The sequence below is a fragment of the Nocardioides sp. TRM66260-LWL genome, from assembly GCF_020075545.1.
Lineage (GTDB): Bacteria > Actinomycetota > Actinomycetes > Propionibacteriales > Nocardioidaceae > Nocardioides.
Window position 1 is genome coordinate 1,096,521 of the sequence record NZ_JAIQZK010000001.1, and the last position, 16,842, is coordinate 1,113,362.

19 protein-coding genes are annotated in these 16,842 nt (G+C 73.2%); 15 read left to right on the top strand and 4 right to left on the bottom strand.

Annotated features, from left to right (window positions below):
* Positions 1–230: 230 nt before the first annotated feature.
* Positions 231–1,145, top strand: a complete 915-nt coding sequence (locus K8Z61_RS05250; protein WP_224127620.1) for a heme o synthase — start codon at positions 231–233, stop codon at positions 1,143–1,145.
* Between the two features lie 91 nt (positions 1,146–1,236).
* Here the strand turns inward: K8Z61_RS05250 and K8Z61_RS05255 are convergent, their stop codons facing one another.
* The 4 genes from K8Z61_RS05255 to K8Z61_RS05270 all read right to left on the bottom strand — a co-directional run bounded on the left by K8Z61_RS05255 (position 1,237) and on the right by K8Z61_RS05270 (position 5,085).
* Positions 1,237–2,175, bottom strand: a complete 939-nt coding sequence (locus tag K8Z61_RS05255; RefSeq protein WP_224127173.1) for a type IV toxin-antitoxin system AbiEi family antitoxin domain-containing protein — start codon at positions 2,173–2,175, stop codon at positions 1,237–1,239.
* 183 nt (positions 2,176–2,358) lie between these two features.
* Positions 2,359–3,297: a heme A synthase gene (locus K8Z61_RS05260; protein WP_224127175.1), complete on the bottom strand. Its 939-nt coding sequence runs from the start codon at positions 3,295–3,297 to the stop codon at positions 2,359–2,361.
* A 4-nt stretch (positions 3,298–3,301) separates the two neighbouring features.
* Positions 3,302–4,138, bottom strand: a complete 837-nt coding sequence (locus K8Z61_RS05265) for an ABC transporter permease (RefSeq protein WP_224127177.1) — start codon at positions 4,136–4,138, stop codon at positions 3,302–3,304.
* Positions 4,135–5,085, bottom strand: a complete 951-nt coding sequence (locus K8Z61_RS05270) for an ABC transporter ATP-binding protein (RefSeq protein WP_224127179.1) — start codon at positions 5,083–5,085, stop codon at positions 4,135–4,137. The genes K8Z61_RS05265 and K8Z61_RS05270 overlap by 4 nt, the downstream gene beginning before the upstream one ends.
* Positions 5,086–5,206: 121 nt before the next feature.
* Between K8Z61_RS05270 and K8Z61_RS05275 the strand changes: the two genes are divergently transcribed.
* The 14 genes from K8Z61_RS05275 to K8Z61_RS05340 all read left to right on the top strand — a co-directional run bounded on the left by K8Z61_RS05275 (position 5,207) and on the right by K8Z61_RS05340 (position 16,834).
* Positions 5,207–5,569 carry a hypothetical protein gene (locus K8Z61_RS05275; protein WP_224127180.1) on the top strand — a complete coding sequence of 121 codons (363 nt, stop codon included), beginning with the start codon at positions 5,207–5,209 and terminating at the stop codon, positions 5,567–5,569.
* Positions 5,566–6,012, top strand: a complete 447-nt coding sequence (locus K8Z61_RS05280; protein WP_224127181.1) for a hypothetical protein — start codon at positions 5,566–5,568, stop codon at positions 6,010–6,012. The genes K8Z61_RS05275 and K8Z61_RS05280 overlap by 4 nt, the downstream gene beginning before the upstream one ends.
* On the top strand, positions 6,009–6,920 hold the full coding sequence (locus K8Z61_RS05285; protein WP_224127182.1) for an alpha/beta fold hydrolase: 912 nt from the start codon (positions 6,009–6,011) through the stop codon (positions 6,918–6,920). Before K8Z61_RS05280 ends, K8Z61_RS05285 begins: the two co-directional genes overlap by 4 nt.
* A 112-nt stretch (positions 6,921–7,032) precedes the next feature.
* The gene (locus tag K8Z61_RS05290; protein ID WP_224127183.1) at positions 7,033–7,764 is read left to right on the top strand and encodes a metalloregulator ArsR/SmtB family transcription factor; all 732 of its coding nucleotides are present in this window, start codon (positions 7,033–7,035) and stop codon (positions 7,762–7,764) included.
* Complete coding sequence (gene sufB, locus K8Z61_RS05295) at positions 7,761–9,179, top strand: Fe-S cluster assembly protein SufB (protein ID WP_224127185.1); 1,419 nt, start codon at positions 7,761–7,763, stop codon at positions 9,177–9,179. The genes K8Z61_RS05290 and sufB overlap by 4 nt, the downstream gene beginning before the upstream one ends.
* Complete coding sequence (gene sufD, locus K8Z61_RS05300) at positions 9,179–10,384, top strand: Fe-S cluster assembly protein SufD (protein WP_224127187.1); 1,206 nt, start codon at positions 9,179–9,181, stop codon at positions 10,382–10,384. The genes sufB and sufD overlap by 1 nt, the downstream gene beginning before the upstream one ends.
* Complete coding sequence (locus tag K8Z61_RS05305; protein ID WP_224127189.1) at positions 10,381–10,731, top strand: non-heme iron oxygenase ferredoxin subunit; 351 nt, start codon at positions 10,381–10,383, stop codon at positions 10,729–10,731. The genes sufD and K8Z61_RS05305 overlap by 4 nt, the downstream gene beginning before the upstream one ends.
* On the top strand, positions 10,728–11,489 hold the full coding sequence (sufC, locus tag K8Z61_RS05310; RefSeq protein ID WP_224127190.1) for a Fe-S cluster assembly ATPase SufC: 762 nt from the start codon (positions 10,728–10,730) through the stop codon (positions 11,487–11,489). Before K8Z61_RS05305 ends, sufC begins: the two co-directional genes overlap by 4 nt.
* Before the next feature lie 75 nt (positions 11,490–11,564).
* The gene (locus K8Z61_RS05315) at positions 11,565–12,833 is read left to right on the top strand and encodes a cysteine desulfurase (RefSeq protein ID WP_224127192.1); all 1,269 of its coding nucleotides are present in this window, start codon (positions 11,565–11,567) and stop codon (positions 12,831–12,833) included.
* Positions 12,833–13,285, top strand: a complete 453-nt coding sequence (gene sufU, locus K8Z61_RS05320) for a Fe-S cluster assembly sulfur transfer protein SufU (protein ID WP_224127194.1) — start codon at positions 12,833–12,835, stop codon at positions 13,283–13,285. The genes K8Z61_RS05315 and sufU overlap by 1 nt, the downstream gene beginning before the upstream one ends.
* Positions 13,282–13,662 carry a metal-sulfur cluster assembly factor gene (locus tag K8Z61_RS05325; RefSeq protein ID WP_224127196.1) on the top strand — a complete coding sequence of 127 codons (381 nt, stop codon included), beginning with the start codon at positions 13,282–13,284 and terminating at the stop codon, positions 13,660–13,662. The genes sufU and K8Z61_RS05325 overlap by 4 nt, the downstream gene beginning before the upstream one ends.
* Positions 13,663–13,670: 8 nt before the next feature.
* A complete protein-coding gene (locus K8Z61_RS05330; protein ID WP_224127197.1) occupies positions 13,671–14,291 on the top strand; it encodes an acVLRF1 family peptidyl-tRNA hydrolase in 621 nt (206 codons plus the stop codon).
* An 18-nt stretch (positions 14,292–14,309) separates the two neighbouring features.
* Positions 14,310–15,197, top strand: coding sequence for an ABC transporter ATP-binding protein (locus tag K8Z61_RS05335; RefSeq protein ID WP_224127198.1), 888 nt, complete (start codon positions 14,310–14,312; stop codon positions 15,195–15,197).
* A complete protein-coding gene (locus K8Z61_RS05340; protein WP_224127199.1) occupies positions 15,194–16,834 on the top strand; it encodes an ABC transporter permease in 1,641 nt (546 codons plus the stop codon). Before K8Z61_RS05335 ends, K8Z61_RS05340 begins: the two co-directional genes overlap by 4 nt.
* The last annotated feature ends 8 nt before the right edge of the window (positions 16,835–16,842 follow it).

A 16,842-nucleotide genomic window follows, 5' to 3' on the forward strand; every position in this document is an offset into this window, starting at 1 on the left:
GGGCTTGCTCACCGACGCCGCGTGGGCCCGAGAGACGGCAGGTCAGCGATTCCGACCCTACTGAATCGCGCGGCTAGACTCCTAGGCGAGACTGCACGTCCACCCTCACGGGGGGCGTTCCCCCTGCCCTGCGAGGATGCTGCGTGACCCACGTCGGTGAGCAACCGTCCGCCGAGCCGCTCGTCGGCCCGGACGGCAGCGGCTCCTCCGCCCGTCGGCCGCGCCGGTCGGTGCCGGCTGCCGAGGCCGCCGGCAAGACCTGGCGCGACGTCGTCGCGGCCTACGTCGGCCTCACCAAGCCGCGGGTCATCGAGCTGCTCCTGCTCACCACGGTGCCGGTCATGTTCTACGCCGCGCGCGGCGTCCCCGACCTCGGCCTGGTCGTCGCGACGGTCGTCGGCGGCACGCTGTCGGCCGGCTCCGCGTCGGTGTTCAACTGCGTCTACGACCGCGACATCGACGAGCAGATGCGGCGCACCCGTCGACGCGCCCTGCCGCGGCACATCGTCAGCCCGCGGGCGGCGCTGGTCTTCGGCACGGTCCTCGGCGTCGTCTCGACCGCCGTCCTGCTCGCCTTCGTCAATCCGCTGAGCGCGGCCCTCTCGGTCGGCGCCAACGCCTTCTACGTCTTCGGCTACACGATGCTGCTCAAGCGGCGCACCACCCAGAACATCGTCTGGGGCGGCATCGCCGGCTGCTTCCCGGCCCTCATCGGGTGGACCGCCGTCACGGGCTCCCTCGCCTGGACTCCCTTCGTGCTCTTCCTGGTCGTCTTCTTCTGGACGCCGCCGCACACCTGGGCGCTCGCCCTGCGCTACCGCGAGGACTACCGCAACGTCGACGTCCCGATGCTGCCCGTCGTCGCCTCGGCCTCCGACGTGGGCCGCCGCATCGTCGCCTACAGCTGGGTCATGGTGGCCACCTCGCTGGTGCTGTGGCCCGTCGCCGGCACCGGCCCGGCCTACCCGATCGCCGCCGTCCTGCTCGGCGCCGTGTTCCTCGTCGAGGCGCACCGCATGTGGGCCCGCACCCGCACCAGCGACGACCTGAGCGTCATCCAGCCGATGCGGCTCTTCCACTCGTCCAACCTGTACCTGTCGCTGCTGTTCGTCGCCGTGGCGTTGGACCCGCTGCTGCGGTTCTGAGGTGCGCAGGTTTCCCCGGATATCCGGGGAAACCGGACGTTGTCAGGCGAAGTTTCCCCTGACAACGTCCAGTTTCCCCTGACCAGTGGGCTCAAGCGGCGGCGGAATGGTCGAGCATGGCGCGGAGCCGTCGGATCAGCCGAGCCGGATTCTCCAGGTCGGCCCAGGTGATGCGGATGCAGCGCCAGCCGGTGATGCGGCGGATCTCGTCCTCACGCGCCTTCTCGTCCCACAGGAGGTCGCGCGGACTGCGCCCGGACGCCAACCCAGAGTCGTACTTGGCTCGTCCGTCGACCTCGAAGAAGACGCCGTGCTCGGGCCACGCGCCGTCGACCCTGCCGACGAGGCGCCCGTCCTCGTCGTAGATCGACATCTGCGTAGTCGGCAACGGCAGGCCCGCCGACTGGATCAGGTGGATGAAGCGACTCTCGGCGATGCTCTCGCATGGGATCGGCAGCAGACGCAGGAATCGGTGCGCGCCGAGGGATCCCGGCCACCGCGTCAGCCTCGAGACGGCCGTCCTGATCTCCTCCACCGACGTGACGCGGCGGAAGACGAGCTCGTGGGCCAGCGCCGTGCCCGCTGCGTCGCCATGTCGGTTGACGACCTCGGCGACGCATCGTGCGGGCGACGTCGCGAGCACGTCGCCGACGAGCACGACGTCCTCTGCCGCGGGGAGTCCGCGATGCTGGACCACGCCCGCTTCTCGGCGTCCGGCGAGCCTGTCCTCACGGGTCACATGGACGCGCTCCAGATCGAGGTGCCAGCCCGAGGCCCCGTGCTCCAGTGCGGCGGTGTCATGGGAGAGGACGGCCTCGGTGCCCGCTCGCATGAGGACCGCTCGGGCGACCAGGCGCCGGCGATCGATCTGACTCAGCCCCGCCCACACTTGGCCGTCGACATAGGCCCCCTGACGGATGCGGACCAGGTCGCCCGTGCGGACGAGCCGAGCGAGCACACGGTCCGAGTAGCCGGCGGCCACCAGGTCGGCGCGGAGGTGCACGAGGGAGCGGTCGACGACGTCGGTCATGCACCCAGGGTGCGAGATCCGCGCCGATGATGGCGCTCCGTGGGTGGGAGCCTGTGGATGGACGGTCGATGCCGGCCAGGCGTCGAGGGACTGGTCAGGGGAAGTGGACGTTGTCAGGCGAAACTTCCCCTGACAACGTCCAATTTCCCCGGATATCCGGGGAAACCTGCCGGAGCGGCTGCGTCAGACCGACGCAGCGTCGACCGGATGCCGCACGGCGAGCAGCACCCAGGTGGTGACGGCGACGAGGACCCCGGCGCCGAGCATGTGGGCGCCGACGAGGATCTCGGGCAGGCCGGTGAAGTACTGCACGAAGCCGATGGCGCTCTGGCCGAGCGTGACGGCGACGAGGAGCAGGGCGGCGCGACGGGCGGGGGCGTCGCGCAGGACTGTCGCGAGGGCAAGCAGGCCGAGGGTCAGGCCGACGAAGAGCATGACGACGTCGGCGTGCAGTTGGCTCGTCTGCAGCGGGTCGAGGCCGTTGCGGGGGGCGTTCGCGTCGCCGGCGTGCGGGCCGCTGCCGGTGACGACGGTGCCGACGTAGAGCACGACCCAGGCGAGGGCGAAGGTGCCCCACGCCAGCGCCGTGACCGCGGTGTGGCGCGCGGCGGGGAGCGGGCCGGGCAGGAGCCGCAGGAACAGCACGGCGACCGCGGTGATCACCATGGAGAGCATCAGGTGGAGCGAGACGATCCACGGGTTCAGGTCGGCGAGCACGGTGATGCCGCCGATGATCGCCTGCAGCGGGATGCCGAGCGCCATGCCGATCGCGAGCCAGCGCAGGTCGCGACGGCGGCTCGACCACGCGGCGACGACGGTCGCGATCGCGATCGCCACCAGCACGAAGGTGAGCAGCCGGTTGCCGAACTCGATCGCCGCGTGGACGCTGTAGGCGCCGTGGGGCGTGTAGCCGGCGTCGGTGCAGCGCGGCCAGGTCGGGCAGCCGAGCCCCGAGCCCGTGAGCCGCACCGCGCCGCCGGTGACCACGATGCCGATGTTCGCCACGATCGAGGCCCACGCGGCCAGCGGCAGGAGGCGGGCGAGCCGGCCCGGCTCGCGGGGCGCCGGGACGGGGACGGCCGGGGCGGCGGGCGACGGGCCGGTGCGGTCGATCAGGCTCACGGGGTCACTCCCACTTGAAGGTGCGCGCGGTCAGCGCGGTGCCGAGCACGGCCCACAGCGCGAGGACGAGGAGGTGGCCGACGGCGACGTGACCGTCGAGCAGGGCGGCCCGGGCGGCGCCGCCCAGGGCGCCGGAGGGCAGCCAGTCGACGACGTGGCCGACCGCGCCGTACGCGGTGGTGGGCAGCACGACCGCGCCTCCGGCGAGCAGCAGCAGGTAGACCAGGTTGGCGGCGGCGAGCGTCGCCTCGGCCCGCAGGACCCCGGCGACGAACAGCCCCAGCGAGGCGAACGCGAAGGTGCCGACCACCAGGGTCAGGACGGCGCCGACGAGCGCTCCGGGCGAGACCTCGGGGCGCCAGCCCAGCGCGAGGCCCACGGAGCCGACGACGACCATCTGGAGCGCCTCGACCAGCAGGAGCGCGAGGGCCTTGCCCGCCAGCAGGCCGGCCCGCGGCAGCGGGGAGGCGCCGAGGCGCTTGATCACGCCGTAGCGACGCTCGAAGCCGGTCGCGATCGCGAGCGAGGTGAACGCCGTCGACATCACGGCCAGCGCCAGGACGCCGGGGGTGAACACGTCGACCGGGGAGCGGTCGGCGCGGCCGAGGGAGAGACCGATGCGGTGCGACCCCTCGACCGCGCCGAACAGCACGATGACGGGGATGACGACGGCCAGCAGGAGCTGCTCGCCGTTGCGCAGCGTCAGCCGGGCCTCCATCGACGCCTGGGCCAGCACCTGGCGCAGCAGCGGCGCCGAGCCGGGGCGGGGCGCGAAGGTCCCGGAGCCGGGCGTGCGGGCGGGGGCGATCGAGCCGCTCGCCTGCGGGTCGACGGCGGTCACGCGACCAGCTCCCGTCCGGTGAGGTCGAGGAAGACGTCCTCGAGGGTGCGTCGGCCGAGGGTCAGCGACTCCGGCAGGACGCCCTGGGCCTCGCACCAGGCCGAGACCCGGGCCAGGGTCGAGGCGTCGGCGGGCCCGGTGACGACCAGGCTGAGCTCGTCGATCGCCTGCACGTCGATCGCGGGGCCGAGCGCGGCGCGCAGCGACTCCGGCGCACCGGGCGGGAAGGGCCGCGTGACGACGAGGCGGATCGTCGCGGACTCGCCGCCGCGGGTGAGCTCGAGCGGCGTGCCGGAGGCGATCAGCCGCCCGTGGTCGACGATGTGGATGCGGTCGGCGAGGCGCTCGGCCTCGTCCATGTAGTGGGTGGTGAGCACGACGGTGACGCCGTCGTGCCGCAGCTCGTCGAGCAGCTCCCAGGTGGTGCGGCGGGCCTGCGGGTCCATGCCCGCGGTCGGCTCGTCGACGAAGACCAGCTCGGGACGCCCGACGATCGCCATCGCCAGCCCGAGGCGCTGCTGCTGGCCGCCGGAGAGACGTCGGTACGGCGTGCGGCCGCAGTCGTGCAGTCCGAGCCGGTCGGCGAGCATCCCGACGTCGAGCGGGTCGGAGTGCAGCCGCGCGACGTGGGCGAGCATCTCCATCGCCCGCGCGCCGCTCCAGGCGCCGCTGCCCTGCAGCATGACGCCGATGCGGGGGAGCAGCGCCCGCCGCTGCGCGACGGGATCGAGTCCGAGCACGCGCACGGAGCCGGCCTGGGGGCGCCGGAAGCCCTCGCAGGTCTCGAGCGTCGTGGTCTTGCCGGCGCCGTTGGGGCCGAGGACGGCGGTGATGCTGGCCCGCTCGACCCCGAGCGAGAGGCCGTCGACGGCGGTCTTCTCGCCGTACCGCATCACGAGCCCGTCGACGACGACGGCGAGGTCGGCGTCCGCCACGTCAGCACTCACCCTCCCAGTGTAGGAGCGGGGCAGCAGCGGGACCCGCCGCGGTCGCGGTCGGACGCTGAGGCGCTCGCCACGTGCGGGTGAGCGGCGCGGGACGCCAGGGCCGTCGTCCTAGGCTGCCGACGTGCTCATCTGGCTCACCCTCCTCGTGGCCCTGGTCGCGGCGGTCGCCCTGGTCGGGGCGGTCGTGATGATCGTCCGCGACGAGAGCCCGCCCAGCGACCGCTACTTCGTGGTGCTCGGCGTCCTGCTGCTGCTTCTGCTCGGCCAGGCCGTCGGCGGATGCATCGCGCTGGCGGCCACCGAGCGGGCCGTCGAGGGCGTCACGTTCGTGGCCTACCTCTGGACCGCCGCCCTGGTGGTGCCCGTCGGCGCCGGCCTGGCGCTGGTCGAGCGCAGCCGCTGGGGCAGCGGCGTGCTGGTGGTCATGGCGCTGACCGTGCTGGCCTGCCAGCTGCGCCTGCACGACCTGTGGGTCGCGGCATGAGCGCCGAGGACGTCCGCGACGACGCGCGGCTCGCCCTGGCCGCAGGACCGGGTCGGGTGCTGGTCGCGGTCTACGGCGTCTTCGCGATCGCGGCGACGGGTCGCTCGCTCACCCAGCTCGGCCTCGACGCCGGACGCGCGCCCTTCGCCTACTCGCTCTCGCTGGTGGCCGCCGTCGTCTACCTCGTGGCCACCACGTGCCTGCTGCGCGGCGGCGCCCGCGCCTGGCGGATCGCCCTGGTCGCGGTCGTGGTCGAGGCCGTCGGGGTGATCGGCATCGGGGTCCTCAGCTACGTCGACACCGCGCTGTTCCCCGACCGCACCGTGTGGTCCCACTTCGGGCAGGGCTACGGCTACCTGCCGCTCGTCCTGCCCTTCGCCGGCCTCGCCTGGCTGCGCGCCACCCGCCCGTCCGTCCGCGTCCCCGGAGGATCCCCCTCATGAGCACCCACCCCGCGCCGCCCGTCGACTGGACCCGCCTCGACGTGCCGACCCCCGACGGCCGCACGCTCGAGGTGCTGCTGCACGGGCCGGACGACGCGCTGCCGCTGGTCTTCCACCACGGCACCCCCCAGGCGGCCTGGCCCACCGCGTCGATGGCCGCCGCGGTCGACGCCGCCGGTCTGCGGGTCGTGCTCGTCTCCCGCCCGGGCTACGGCACCTCGACGCCGCGTGCCGCCGCCGCGCGCATCGTCGACGACGTGACCGACACCGTCACGGTGCTCGACCACCTCGGCCTCGACGCGTTCGTGACGGCCGGGTGGTCCGGCGGCGGGCCCCGCTCGCTCGCCTGCGCTGCGCTGCTGCCCGGACGCTGCGTGGCGGCGGTGAGCGGCGTCGGCGTGGCGCCCTACGTCGGCTTCGAGGACGACTTCCTCGCGGGCATGGGCGAGGAGAACGTCGAGGAGTTCGGGGCGGCGCTCGCCGGGGAGGGGCCGCTGCGCGCGCTGCTCGAGCAGTGGCGTCCGCAGTTCACCGGCATGACCGCCGACACGGTGGTCGAGGCGATGGGCGACCTCCTGCCCGACGTCGACCGCGCCTTCCTCACCGACGAGGCGGCCGAGGAGAACGCCGCCACCTTCCGGCACGCGCTGCTGCGCGGGGTCGAGGGCTGGCTCCACGACGACCTCGCGTTCGTCGCGCCGTGGGGCTTCGAGCCCGAGGACGTCCGGGCGCCCGTCGCGATCTGGCAGGGCCGGCAGGACCGCATGGTGCCGCTCGCCCACGCCGAGCTGCTCGCCCGTCGGGTGCCCGGCGCGGAGGTGCACCTCTCGGACGTCGACGGGCACCTGTCGCTGCTCGCCCGGCTGCCCGAGATCCTCCTCGACCTGCGGCGGCTCGCCGGCCGCTGAGCGGCGCTGGCCCCCGGGTGTCGACCCGGTGGCGACCCGGTGGCGACCCGGTGGCGACGGGTAAGGGTGACCTTCCTTGAACGGCTCGCAGCATTAACGACACAATGACGTTGTGGAATTCGAGGCCAGCGATCTGACGACGCGCGAGCGCGTCGCCCGCAGCCTCCTGGTCGACGGTCCGTCCACCGCCGCCTCGCTCGCCGAGCGGCTCGACCTGACGCCCGCCGCCGTCCGTCGTCACCTCGACCAGCTGCTCGACGACGGCGCCGTCGTCGCCCGGGAGCCGCGCTCGCGCGCCGGAGCCCAGCGCGGCCGGGGCCGTCCCGCCAAGGAGTTCGCGCTCACCGAGCGCGGACGCGAGGGCTTCGACCAGCAGTACGACGACCTCGCGGTGCAGGCGCTGCGCTTCCTGGCCGAGACCGGCGGCGAGCGCTCGCTGCGGGAATTCGCCGAGCGGCGCGTGGCGTTCATCGAGGAGCGGTTCCCCCTCGTGCAGGAGTCCGACCCGAGCCTGAGCCCCGCGCAGGTGCTCGCCCGGGTCTTCACCGACGAGGGGTACGTCGCGAGCGTCAAGGCGCTCCCGGACGCCGTGGCGGGCGAGCAGCTGTGCCAGCAGCACTGCCCCGTCAGCCACGTCGCCCACGAGTTCCCGCAGCTCTGCGAGGCCGAGACCGCGGCGATCAGCCGCGTGCTCGACCGCCACGTCCAGCGCCTGGCCACCATCGCCCACGGCGACGGCGTGTGCACCACCTGCATCCCGGTGCCGCGCGCGTCCGCCCAGCCCGCCGACACCACGAAGCACCTGAAGCCCAGCAACGACGAGAGGAAGAAGGTCGTCTCATGACCTCCATCGAGGAGCTCAACCCCGAGTTGAAGGGGATCGGCCGCTACGACTTCGGCTGGGCCGACCCCGACGTCGCCGGCGCCTCGGCGCGCCGCGGCCTCGACGAGGACGTCGTCCGCGACATCTCGGCGAAGAAGGGCGAGCCGCAGTGGATGCTCGACCTGCGGCTCAAGGGCCTCAAGCTCTTCCACCGCAAGCCGATGCCGTCGTGGGGCTCGGACCTCTCGGGCATCGACTTCGACAACATCAAGTACTTCGTGCGCTCCTCGGAGAAGCAGGCCGGCTCCTGGGAGGACCTGCCCGAGGACATCAAGAACACCTACGACAAGCTCGGCATCCCGGAGGCGGAGAAGCAGCGCCTGGTCGCCGGCGTCGCCGCCCAGTACGAGTCCGAGGTCGTCTACCACTCGATCCGCGAGGACCTCGAGGCGCAGGGCGTGCTCTTCCTCGACACCGACACCGCGCTGAAGGAGCAGCCCGAGCTGTTCCAGGAGTACTTCGGCACCGTGATCCCGGTGGGCGACAACAAGTTCGCCGCGCTCAACACCTCGGTGTGGTCGGGCGGCTCGTTCATCTACGTGCCGAAGGGCGTGCACGTCGACATCCCGCTGCAGGCCTACTTCCGCATCAACACCGAGAACATGGGCCAGTTCGAGCGGACGCTGATCATCGTCGACGAGGACGCCTACGTGCACTACGTCGAGGGCTGCACCGCGCCGATCTACTCCTCGGACTCGCTGCACTCCGCGGTCGTGGAGATCATCGTGAAGAAGGGCGGCCGCTGTCGCTACACGACGATCCAGAACTGGTCGAACAACGTCTACAACCTCGTCACCAAGCGCGCGGTCTGCGAGGCCGGCGCGACGATGGAGTGGGTCGACGGCAACATCGGCTCCAAGGTGACGATGAAGTACCCGGCGGTCTACCTGATGGGCGAGCACGCCAAGGGCGAGACGCTCTCGATCGCGTTCGCCGGCGAGGGCCAGCACCAGGACGCCGGCGCCAAGATGGTGCACGCCGCGCCGCACACCTCGTCCTCGATCCTGAGCAAGTCGGTCGCGCGCGGCGGCGGCCGCACGTCGTACCGCGGCCTGATCCAGGTCAACGAGGGCGCCCACGGCTCGAAGTCCAACGTGCTGTGCGACGCGCTGCTGGTCGACCAGATCAGCCGCTCCGACACCTACCCCTACGTCGACATCCGCGAGGACGACGTGTCGATGGGCCACGAGGCGAGCGTCTCGAAGGTCTCCGACGACCAGCTCTTCTACCTCATGTCGCGCGGCATGGAGGAGGACGAGGCGATGGCGATGATCGTCCGCGGCTTCGTCGAGCCGATCGCCAAGGAGCTCCCGATGGAGTACGCCCTCGAGCTCAACCGGCTCATCGAGCTGCAGATGGAAGGAGCCGTCGGCTGATGACGGTCACCCAGACCCCGGCCGAGACCGTCGCCGGGGCGGTCGAGGCCGCCCCGGGCGCGCAGATCGAGTCGCACCTCAACCCGCCGCCGTCCTACGACCTCGGCGACCACCCCGCCCCGACGGGCCGCGAGGAGATCTGGCGGTTCACGCCGCTGAAGCGCCTCGGCGGGCTGCTCGAGGCGCCCGCCTCCGCGCCGGTCGACCTCGGCTGGGCGGCCGCGGGCGACGCCCTGCCGGCCGGCGTGACGCTGACGACCGTCAGCGACGCCGAGGCCCGCGAGCTGGGCGAGGTCCCGCCGAACGACCGGCCCTCCGCGCTGGTCGTCGAGCACGCCGACGTGGTGCGGCTGCTCGACGTGCCGGCCGAGGCCGAGCTCGACGAGCCGATCGTCCTCGACCTGCGCGGCACGAGCGCCGAGGACGTCTCCCTGAGCCGCACGATCGTGCGGATCGGACGCTTCGCCCAGGCCACGATCGTCCTGCTGCACAGCGGCTCGGCGCGGCACTCGGCGCTGACCTCCTACCTCGTCGGCGACGGCGCCAACGTCACCGTCCTGACCCTGCAGGACTGGGACGACGACGCGGTGCACCTGGGCCGCGACGCCATCCGCGTCGGCCGTGACGCCACGGTCCGGCACGCCGCCGTCACCTTCGGCGGCGACCTCGTGCGCCTCAACGCCAACGTCGAGTACGACGGCCCCGGCGGCTCCGCCGAGCTCCTCGGCCTCTACTTCGCCGACGCCGGACAGCACCTCGAGCACCGGCTGTTCGTCGACCACAACCAGCCGCGCACCTCCAGCAACGTCGTCTACAAGGGCGCGCTGCAGGGGGAGAGGGCGCACACGGTGTGGATCGGCAACGTGCTCATCCGCAAGGTCGCGGAGGGCATCGAGACCTACGAGGAGAACCGCAACCTGGTGCTCACCGACGGCTGCCAGGCCGACTCGGTGCCCAACCTGGAGATCGAGACCGGCGAGATCGAAGGCGCCGGCCACGCCTCGGCCACCGCGCGCTTCGACGACGAGCAGCTGTTCTACCTGCGCAGCCGCGGCATCGCCGACGACGAGGCCCGCCGCCTCGTGCTCGAGGGCTTCTTCGCCGACCTGATCCGCAAGGTCGGCGTGCCGGCCCTGGAGGAGCGGATGACCGCCTCGGTCGAGCGCGAGCTGGCCCGGACGGTCCGCGCTGGGGAGACCGCGTGAGCCTGCAGCGCGTCGCCGCCCTCGCCGACGTGCCCGACGACGAGGGCCTCGCGGTCCAGGTCGGGCCCTACACCGTCGCGATCGCCCGCGACGGCGAGGACGTCTACGCCCTGCAGGATCTCTGCTCCCACGCCTCGGTCTCGCTGAGCGAGGGCGAGGTCGCCGACTGCCAGATCGAGTGTTGGCTGCACGGCTCCCGCTTCGACCTGCGCACCGGCAAGCCCCTCGGCCTCCCGGCCACCGAGCCCGTCGCCACCTTCCCCGTGGAGCTGCGACCCACCGACACCGGTGACGTCGACGTGTACGTCGACGTCACCACCACCCTGAACGGAGTCACCCCCGCATGAGCAAGCTCGAGATCCGCGACCTCCAGGTGTCCGTCGACACCGAGGACGGCCCGAAGGAGATCCTCAAGGGCGTCACCCTGACCATCGAGTCGGGCCAGACCCACGCGATCATGGGCCCGAACGGCTCCGGCAAGTCGACCACCGCCTACTCCATCGCCGGCCACCCCAAGTACACCGTCACCGGCGGCGAGGTGCTCCTCGACGGCGAGGACGTGCTGTCGATGAGCGTCGACGAGCGCGCCCGCGCCGGTCTCTTCCTCGCCATGCAGTACCCCGTCGAGGTGCCCGGCGTCTCGATGGCCAACTTCCTGCGCACCGCGAAGACCGCGCTCGACGGCGAGGCCCCGAAGCTGCGCACCTGGGTCAAGGACGTCAACGGCGCGCTCGACCGGATGCGCCTCGACACCGCCTTCTCGGCCCGCTCCGTCAACGAGGGCTTCTCCGGCGGCGAGAAGAAGCGCGCCGAGATCGCCCAGCTCGACCTGCTCGACCCGAAGTTCGCGATCCTCGACGAGATCGACTCCGGTCTCGACATCGACGCCCTCAAGGTCGTCTCCGACGGCATCAACGCCTTCTCCGGCCGCGACGGCAAGGGCCTGCTGCTCATCACGCACTACACCCGGATCCTGCGCTACGTGCAGCCCGACGTCGTGCACGTGTTCGTCGACGGCCGCGTCGCCGAGTCCGGCGGCCCCGAGCTCGCCGACGAGCTGGAGGCCAACGGCTACGACCGGTTCCTCCACGCCCCGTTGGCCTGACCCGGCACCGCCTCTCGCGTCGCCGGTCCCGAGAACCACAGAGATCTGCCCGCCCGTCCCGAAAGGAGTCCCCGGATGATCCCCGGACTGCTGCCTGAGCTCCAGGTGATCCGCAAGGACTTCCCGATCCTCGAGCGCACGCTCGCGGGCGGGCAGCCGCTGGTCTACCTCGACAGCGCGAACACCTCGCAGAAGCCCCAGGTCGTCATCGACGCGATGGTCGACCACCTCGAGCGGCACAACGCGAACGTCGCGCGGGCGATGCACCAGCTCGGCGCGGAGTCGTCCGAGGCGTTCGAGGCCGCCCGCGACAAGGTCGCGGCCTTCCTCGGCGCCCCGGAGCGCGACGAGGTGATCTTCACCAAGAACGCCTCCGAGGCGCTCAACCTCGTCGCCAACACCCTGGCGTGGGCCGGCCCGCGTCAGCTGCGCGAGGGCGACGAGATCGTGATCACCGAGATGGAGCACCACTCCAACATCGTCCCGTGGCAGCTGGTCGCCCAGCGCTCCGGCGCGACGCTGCGCTGGTTCGGCCTCACCGACGACGGCCGGCTCGACCTCTCGCGGATCGACGAGCTGATCACCGAGCGCACGAAGGTCGTCTCCTTTACCTGGGTCTCGAACATGCTCGGCACCGTCAACCCGGTGGCCGAGCTGACCCGGCGGGCGCACGCGGTGGGGGCGATCGTCGTCGTCGACGCCTCGCAGGCCGCGCCGCAGCTGCCGATCGACCTCGCCGCCATGGCGCCCGAGGAGCGGCCCGACGCCCTGGTCTTCACCGGCCACAAGGTCGTCGGCCCCACGGGCATCGGCGTGCTCTGGGGCTCGCGGGCGCTGCTCGAGGAGCTGCCGCCCTTCCTCGGCGGCGGCGACATGATCGAGACCGTGGCCATGGAGCGCTCCACCTTCGCCGCGATCCCGCACAAGTTCGAGGCCGGCACCCCGCCGATCGTCGAGGCCGTCGGACTGGGCGCCGCGGTCGACTACCTGCGCAGCGTCGGGCTCGACGCCGTGCACGAGCACGAGCGGGCCATCACGGCGTACGCGCTCGAGGGCCTCGCCACGGTGCCGGGGGCGAAGGTCCTCGGTCCGCTCGACGCCGCCGAGCGCGGGGGAGCGATCTCCTTCGAGCTGGCCGGCGTGCACCCGCACGACATCGCCCAGGTGCTCGACGTCCGCGGCGTGGCCGTGCGCGCCGGGCACCACTGCGCCAAGCCGGCCCACGCCCGCTTCGGCGTGCAGAGCTCGGCGCGCATGTCGTCGTACCTCTACACCACGCCCGAGGAGATCGACGCCTTCATCGAGGCGCTCCACTACACCCGCTCGTACTTCAAGGTGGCCTGATGAGCCAGGAGCTCGACGCCCTCTACCAGGAGATCATCCTGGACCACTACAAGAACCCCCACCACGCCGGGCTCCGCGAGCCCTTCGAGGCGGAGGTGCACCACGTCAACCCCACCTGCGGCGACGAGATCACGCTGCGCGTGCACGTCAACGACGGCGTCGTCGACGACGTCTCCTACGACGCGCTCGGCTGCTCGATCTCGCAGGCGTCGGCGTCGGTGATGACCGATCTCGTGATCGGCCGCACGGTCGACGACGCGCTCTCGATCCACGAGGAGTTCCTCACCCTGATGCAGGGCAAGGGCTCGGTCGAGCCCGACGAGGACGTCCTCGAGGACGGCATCGCGTTCGCCGGCGTCGCCAAGTTCCCCGCGCGCGTGAAGTGCGCGCTGCTGTCGTGGATGGCCTGGAAGGACGCCACGGCCCGATCCCTGGAGGCCTCAGCCCGATGAGCGACACCACTCCCGCCGTCGACCACGGCGACCTGCCCGACGTCCCCGCCTCCGCCGGCGGCGCCGGCACGGTGACGATCGAGGACGTCACCGAGGCGATGAAGGACGTCGTCGACCCCGAGCTCGGCATCAACGTCGTCGACCTCGGCCTCGTCTACGGCGTGCACCTCGACGAGCACGCCAACGCCGTCATCGACATGACCCTCACCTCGGCCGCCTGCCCGCTGACCGACGTCATCCAGGACCAGACCGACTCCGCCCTGGAGGGCCTGGTCAACGACGTCGCGATCAACTGGGTCTGGATGCCGCCGTGGGGTCCGGACAAGATCACCGAGGACGGACGCGAGCAGCTGCGCGCCCTCGGCTTCAACGTCTGATCCGTCAGATGTCGGCCCAGCGGCTGCTGCTCCCCGCGGAGCGGGTCGTCCGCTGGGTCGCCAACGTCGCCGACCGCCACCCCGGCCTCGACCTCGCGGTCGAGGCCGGTGCGCTGTGCGGCCGATGCGACGACGGGACCACCTTCACGCTGACGCCGCCCTTCGGCGTCCGGTTCGACGGTGATCCCACGCCCGAGGCGCTCGTCGGCGCCCTGGTGGCGCCGGACGACTGGGGCGTCCTGCTGGTGCGCAAGGGCGGCTTCGCGGTGGCCCGGCTGCACGGTCGGCGAGTCGTGGCGAGCAAGGTCGGTCAGCGGCACGTCCAGGGGCGTACCAAGGCCGGCGGGCAGAGCCAGCAGCGCTTCGCGCGGCGTCGCGACAACCAGGCGCGGCAGGCCTACGACGCGGCCGCCGACCACGCGGTGCGGCTGCTGGAGGACCTCGACGGGCCGCTGGTGTGCGGCGGCGACCGTCCCGCGGTCGACGCGGTGCTCGCCGATCCCCGACTGCGCCGGCCACGGCCGGACGCCCGCTGGCTGCCCGTGCCCGACCCGCGTCGGGCGGTGCTCGAGCAGGCCGTGGTCGACGCGCTCGCCGTCGAGGCGCTCGTCGACGACCCGACCCGGTGACGGTGGCATCCTGACGTCGTGACGACACCGGCGATCGAGGCGTCCGGCCTGGTGAAGGCCTTCGGCGCGACGCGGGCCCTGGACGGCCTCGAGCTCACGGTGGCGGCCGGCGAGGTGCACGGGTTCCTCGGTCCGAACGGCGCCGGCAAGTCGACGACCATCCGCGCGCTGCTCGGGATGCTGCGGCTCGACCGTGGCACGCTGCGCCTGCTCGGCAGCGACCCGTGGCGCGACGCGACGTCCCTGCACGCGCGCCTGGCCTACGTCCCCGGCGACGTCGCGCTGTGGCCCCGGCTGACGGGCGGCGAGGTGATCGACCTGCTGCTCCGCGCCCGTGGCCTCGAGCCCGCCCGCACCGACCGCGACGTCCTGGTCGAGCGCTTCGGCCTCGACCCGTCGAAGCGCTGCCGCACCTACTCCAAGGGCAACCGGCAGAAGGTCGCGCTGGTCGCGGCCTTCGCGGCGCCGGTCGAGCTGCTCGTGCTCGACGAGCCGACCTCGGGTCTCGACCCGCTCGTCGCCGAGGTCTTCGCCGCCTGCGTGCGCGAGCACGTCGACGCGGGCGCCGCCGTGCTGCTGTCGAGCCACGTGCTCGGGGAGGTCGACCACCTGGCCGAGCGCGTGACGATCATCCGCGCCGGTCGCACGGTCACCACCGGACGGCTCGACGAGCTGCGGCACCTGCACCGCACCCGCGTGCGGGCGCGGCTGCCGGAGGGCGTGGAGCCGAGGCTGCCGGCCGGCGTCGAGCTCGACCGCGACGGCGCGATCGTCCGGCTCTCGGTCGAGCCGGCGGCGCTGCCCGCGGTGCTCGGGGCGCTGGCCGAGGCGGGCGTCACCGAGCTCACGGCCGCCCCGCCGAGCCTCGAGGAGCTGTTCCTCGACGCCTACCGGCCGCCCGCATGACGTCCCCCCACGCGGTGACCGGCTCGCCCCGCCGCCTGCTGCTGCGTGCGGCGCTGCGCCGGGACGCGACGCTCGTCGGCGCCTGGAGCCTCGTGCTGCTCGCCGTGGTCGCCGCCTCGGCCATCGCCACGCCCGGGCTGTACCCGGATGCCGCGTCGCGCGTTCGAGCCGCCGAGGCCATCGACGCCAGTCCGGCGCTCGTCGCGCTCTACGGCCCGATCCTCGACCCCCGTAACCCGGGGGAGCTGGCGATGGCGAAGCTCACGGTGCTCTACGCGCTCGCGCTCGCGGCGCTGGTCGTCGTCGTGGTGCGCCGGCACACCCGCGGCGACGAGGAGGCCGGACGCACCGAGCTGCTCGCCTCGACGCGTCTGGGCCGCACCGCCCAGCTCGACGCCGCCGTCCTCCTCGGCGCAGGCGTCGCCCTGGGCGTCGGAGCGCTGGCCGCGGGCGTCGACGTCGCCTCCGGGCTCTCGCTCACGGGCAGCGCGGCGTTCGGCGCCTCCTGGGCCGGGCTCGGCCTGGTCTGCGTCGGCCTGACGGCGGTGGCGGCGCAGATCGCGACGACGGCGCGGGGCACGTCCGCGCTCGTCCTGGTCGTGCTCGGCCTCTGGTTCGCGCTGCGCGCGGTCGCCGACGTCGCCGCGATCGGACGCCCGGAGCCCGGGGCGTGGTCGACCGCGCTCGGCTGGGCGTCGCCGCTGGGCTGGGGCACCCGCCTGCACGCCTGGGGCGAGCCGCGGTGGTGGCTCCTGGGCCTGTGGGCCGGGCTCGCCGTCGCGCTCACGCTCCTCGCCCGACGGCTGGCCGATCGCCGCGATCTCGGGTCGGGGATCGTCGCGGATCGCCCGGGCCCGGCTCGCGGCCGCCTGACCGCACCGCTGGGCCTCGCGCTGCGGGTGCAGCGCGGCGCGCTCCTCGGGTGGTCGGCGGCGCTGCTCGGCACGGGGCTGCTCGCCGGCGCGCTCGCCCCCGGGGTCGGCGACCTGCTCGACACGGCCGGAGGGCGCGACGTGCTGCGTCGCCTGGGCGGCGCCGGTGCCCTCGGCGACGCGCTGATCGGCGCCGTGTGCGCCCTGGCGGGCATCGCCGTCGCCGCCTGGGGCATCGGCGTGGTCGCCCGCGCCGACGACGACGAGCAGAGCGGGCGTCTGGAGCTGCTCGCGGCGACCCCGATCTCGCGGATGCGGACCGCCCGGACCGTGGCGCTGACGGCGCTGGCGCCACCCCTGGGGCTGCTCGGGCTGGTGGGCGTCGGCTGCCTGGTCGCGCTGACCCTCGGCGGCGCACCCGCCCCGCCCACGCGGGTCCTCGGCGCGGCGCTCGCCCCCTGGCCGGCGGCGGCGCTGGTCGTCGCCGTGGCGCTCTGCGGGTGGGCCGTCCGTCCGGCGGTCCTCGGGGGCGCTCTGCGCGGACCCGTCGTGGGCTGGCTGACCCTCGCCGCCTCGGTGGTGCTGGGCGAGCTCGGACCCCTGCTGCGGCTGCCGGGATGGATCGTCGGGCTCTCGCCGTTCGACCACGTGCCGGCGGCGCCCTCCGTGCCGGCCTGGTCGGCGGCGCAGGGCGTCATGGCGTTGCTGGCCGCAGTGCTGACCGCGATCGCGGTCCGGCGGTTCTCCCGGCGTGACCTGGGCTGACGGGCTAC

Coding starts and splice junctions, on each gene's coding strand:
- sufU (WP_224127194.1), top strand. CDS start 12,833: ATGAGCCAGGAGCTCGACGCCCTCTACCAGGAGATCATCCTGGACCAC.
- K8Z61_RS05340 (WP_224127199.1), top strand. CDS start 15,194: ATGACGTCCCCCCACGCGGTGACCGGCTCGCCCCGCCGCCTGCTGCTG.
- K8Z61_RS05315 (WP_224127192.1), top strand. CDS start 11,565: ATGATCCCCGGACTGCTGCCTGAGCTCCAGGTGATCCGCAAGGACTTC.
- K8Z61_RS05325 (WP_224127196.1), top strand. CDS start 13,282: ATGAGCGACACCACTCCCGCCGTCGACCACGGCGACCTGCCCGACGTC.
- sufD (WP_224127187.1), top strand. CDS start 9,179: ATGACGGTCACCCAGACCCCGGCCGAGACCGTCGCCGGGGCGGTCGAG.
- K8Z61_RS05285 (WP_224127182.1), top strand. CDS start 6,009: ATGAGCACCCACCCCGCGCCGCCCGTCGACTGGACCCGCCTCGACGTG.
- sufB (WP_224127185.1), top strand. CDS start 7,761: ATGACCTCCATCGAGGAGCTCAACCCCGAGTTGAAGGGGATCGGCCGC.
- K8Z61_RS05280 (WP_224127181.1), top strand. CDS start 5,566: ATGAGCGCCGAGGACGTCCGCGACGACGCGCGGCTCGCCCTGGCCGCA.
- sufC (WP_224127190.1), top strand. CDS start 10,728: ATGAGCAAGCTCGAGATCCGCGACCTCCAGGTGTCCGTCGACACCGAG.
- K8Z61_RS05255 (WP_224127173.1), bottom strand. CDS start 2,175: ATGACCGACGTCGTCGACCGCTCCCTCGTGCACCTCCGCGCCGACCTG.
- K8Z61_RS05330 (WP_224127197.1), top strand. CDS start 13,671: ATGTCGGCCCAGCGGCTGCTGCTCCCCGCGGAGCGGGTCGTCCGCTGG.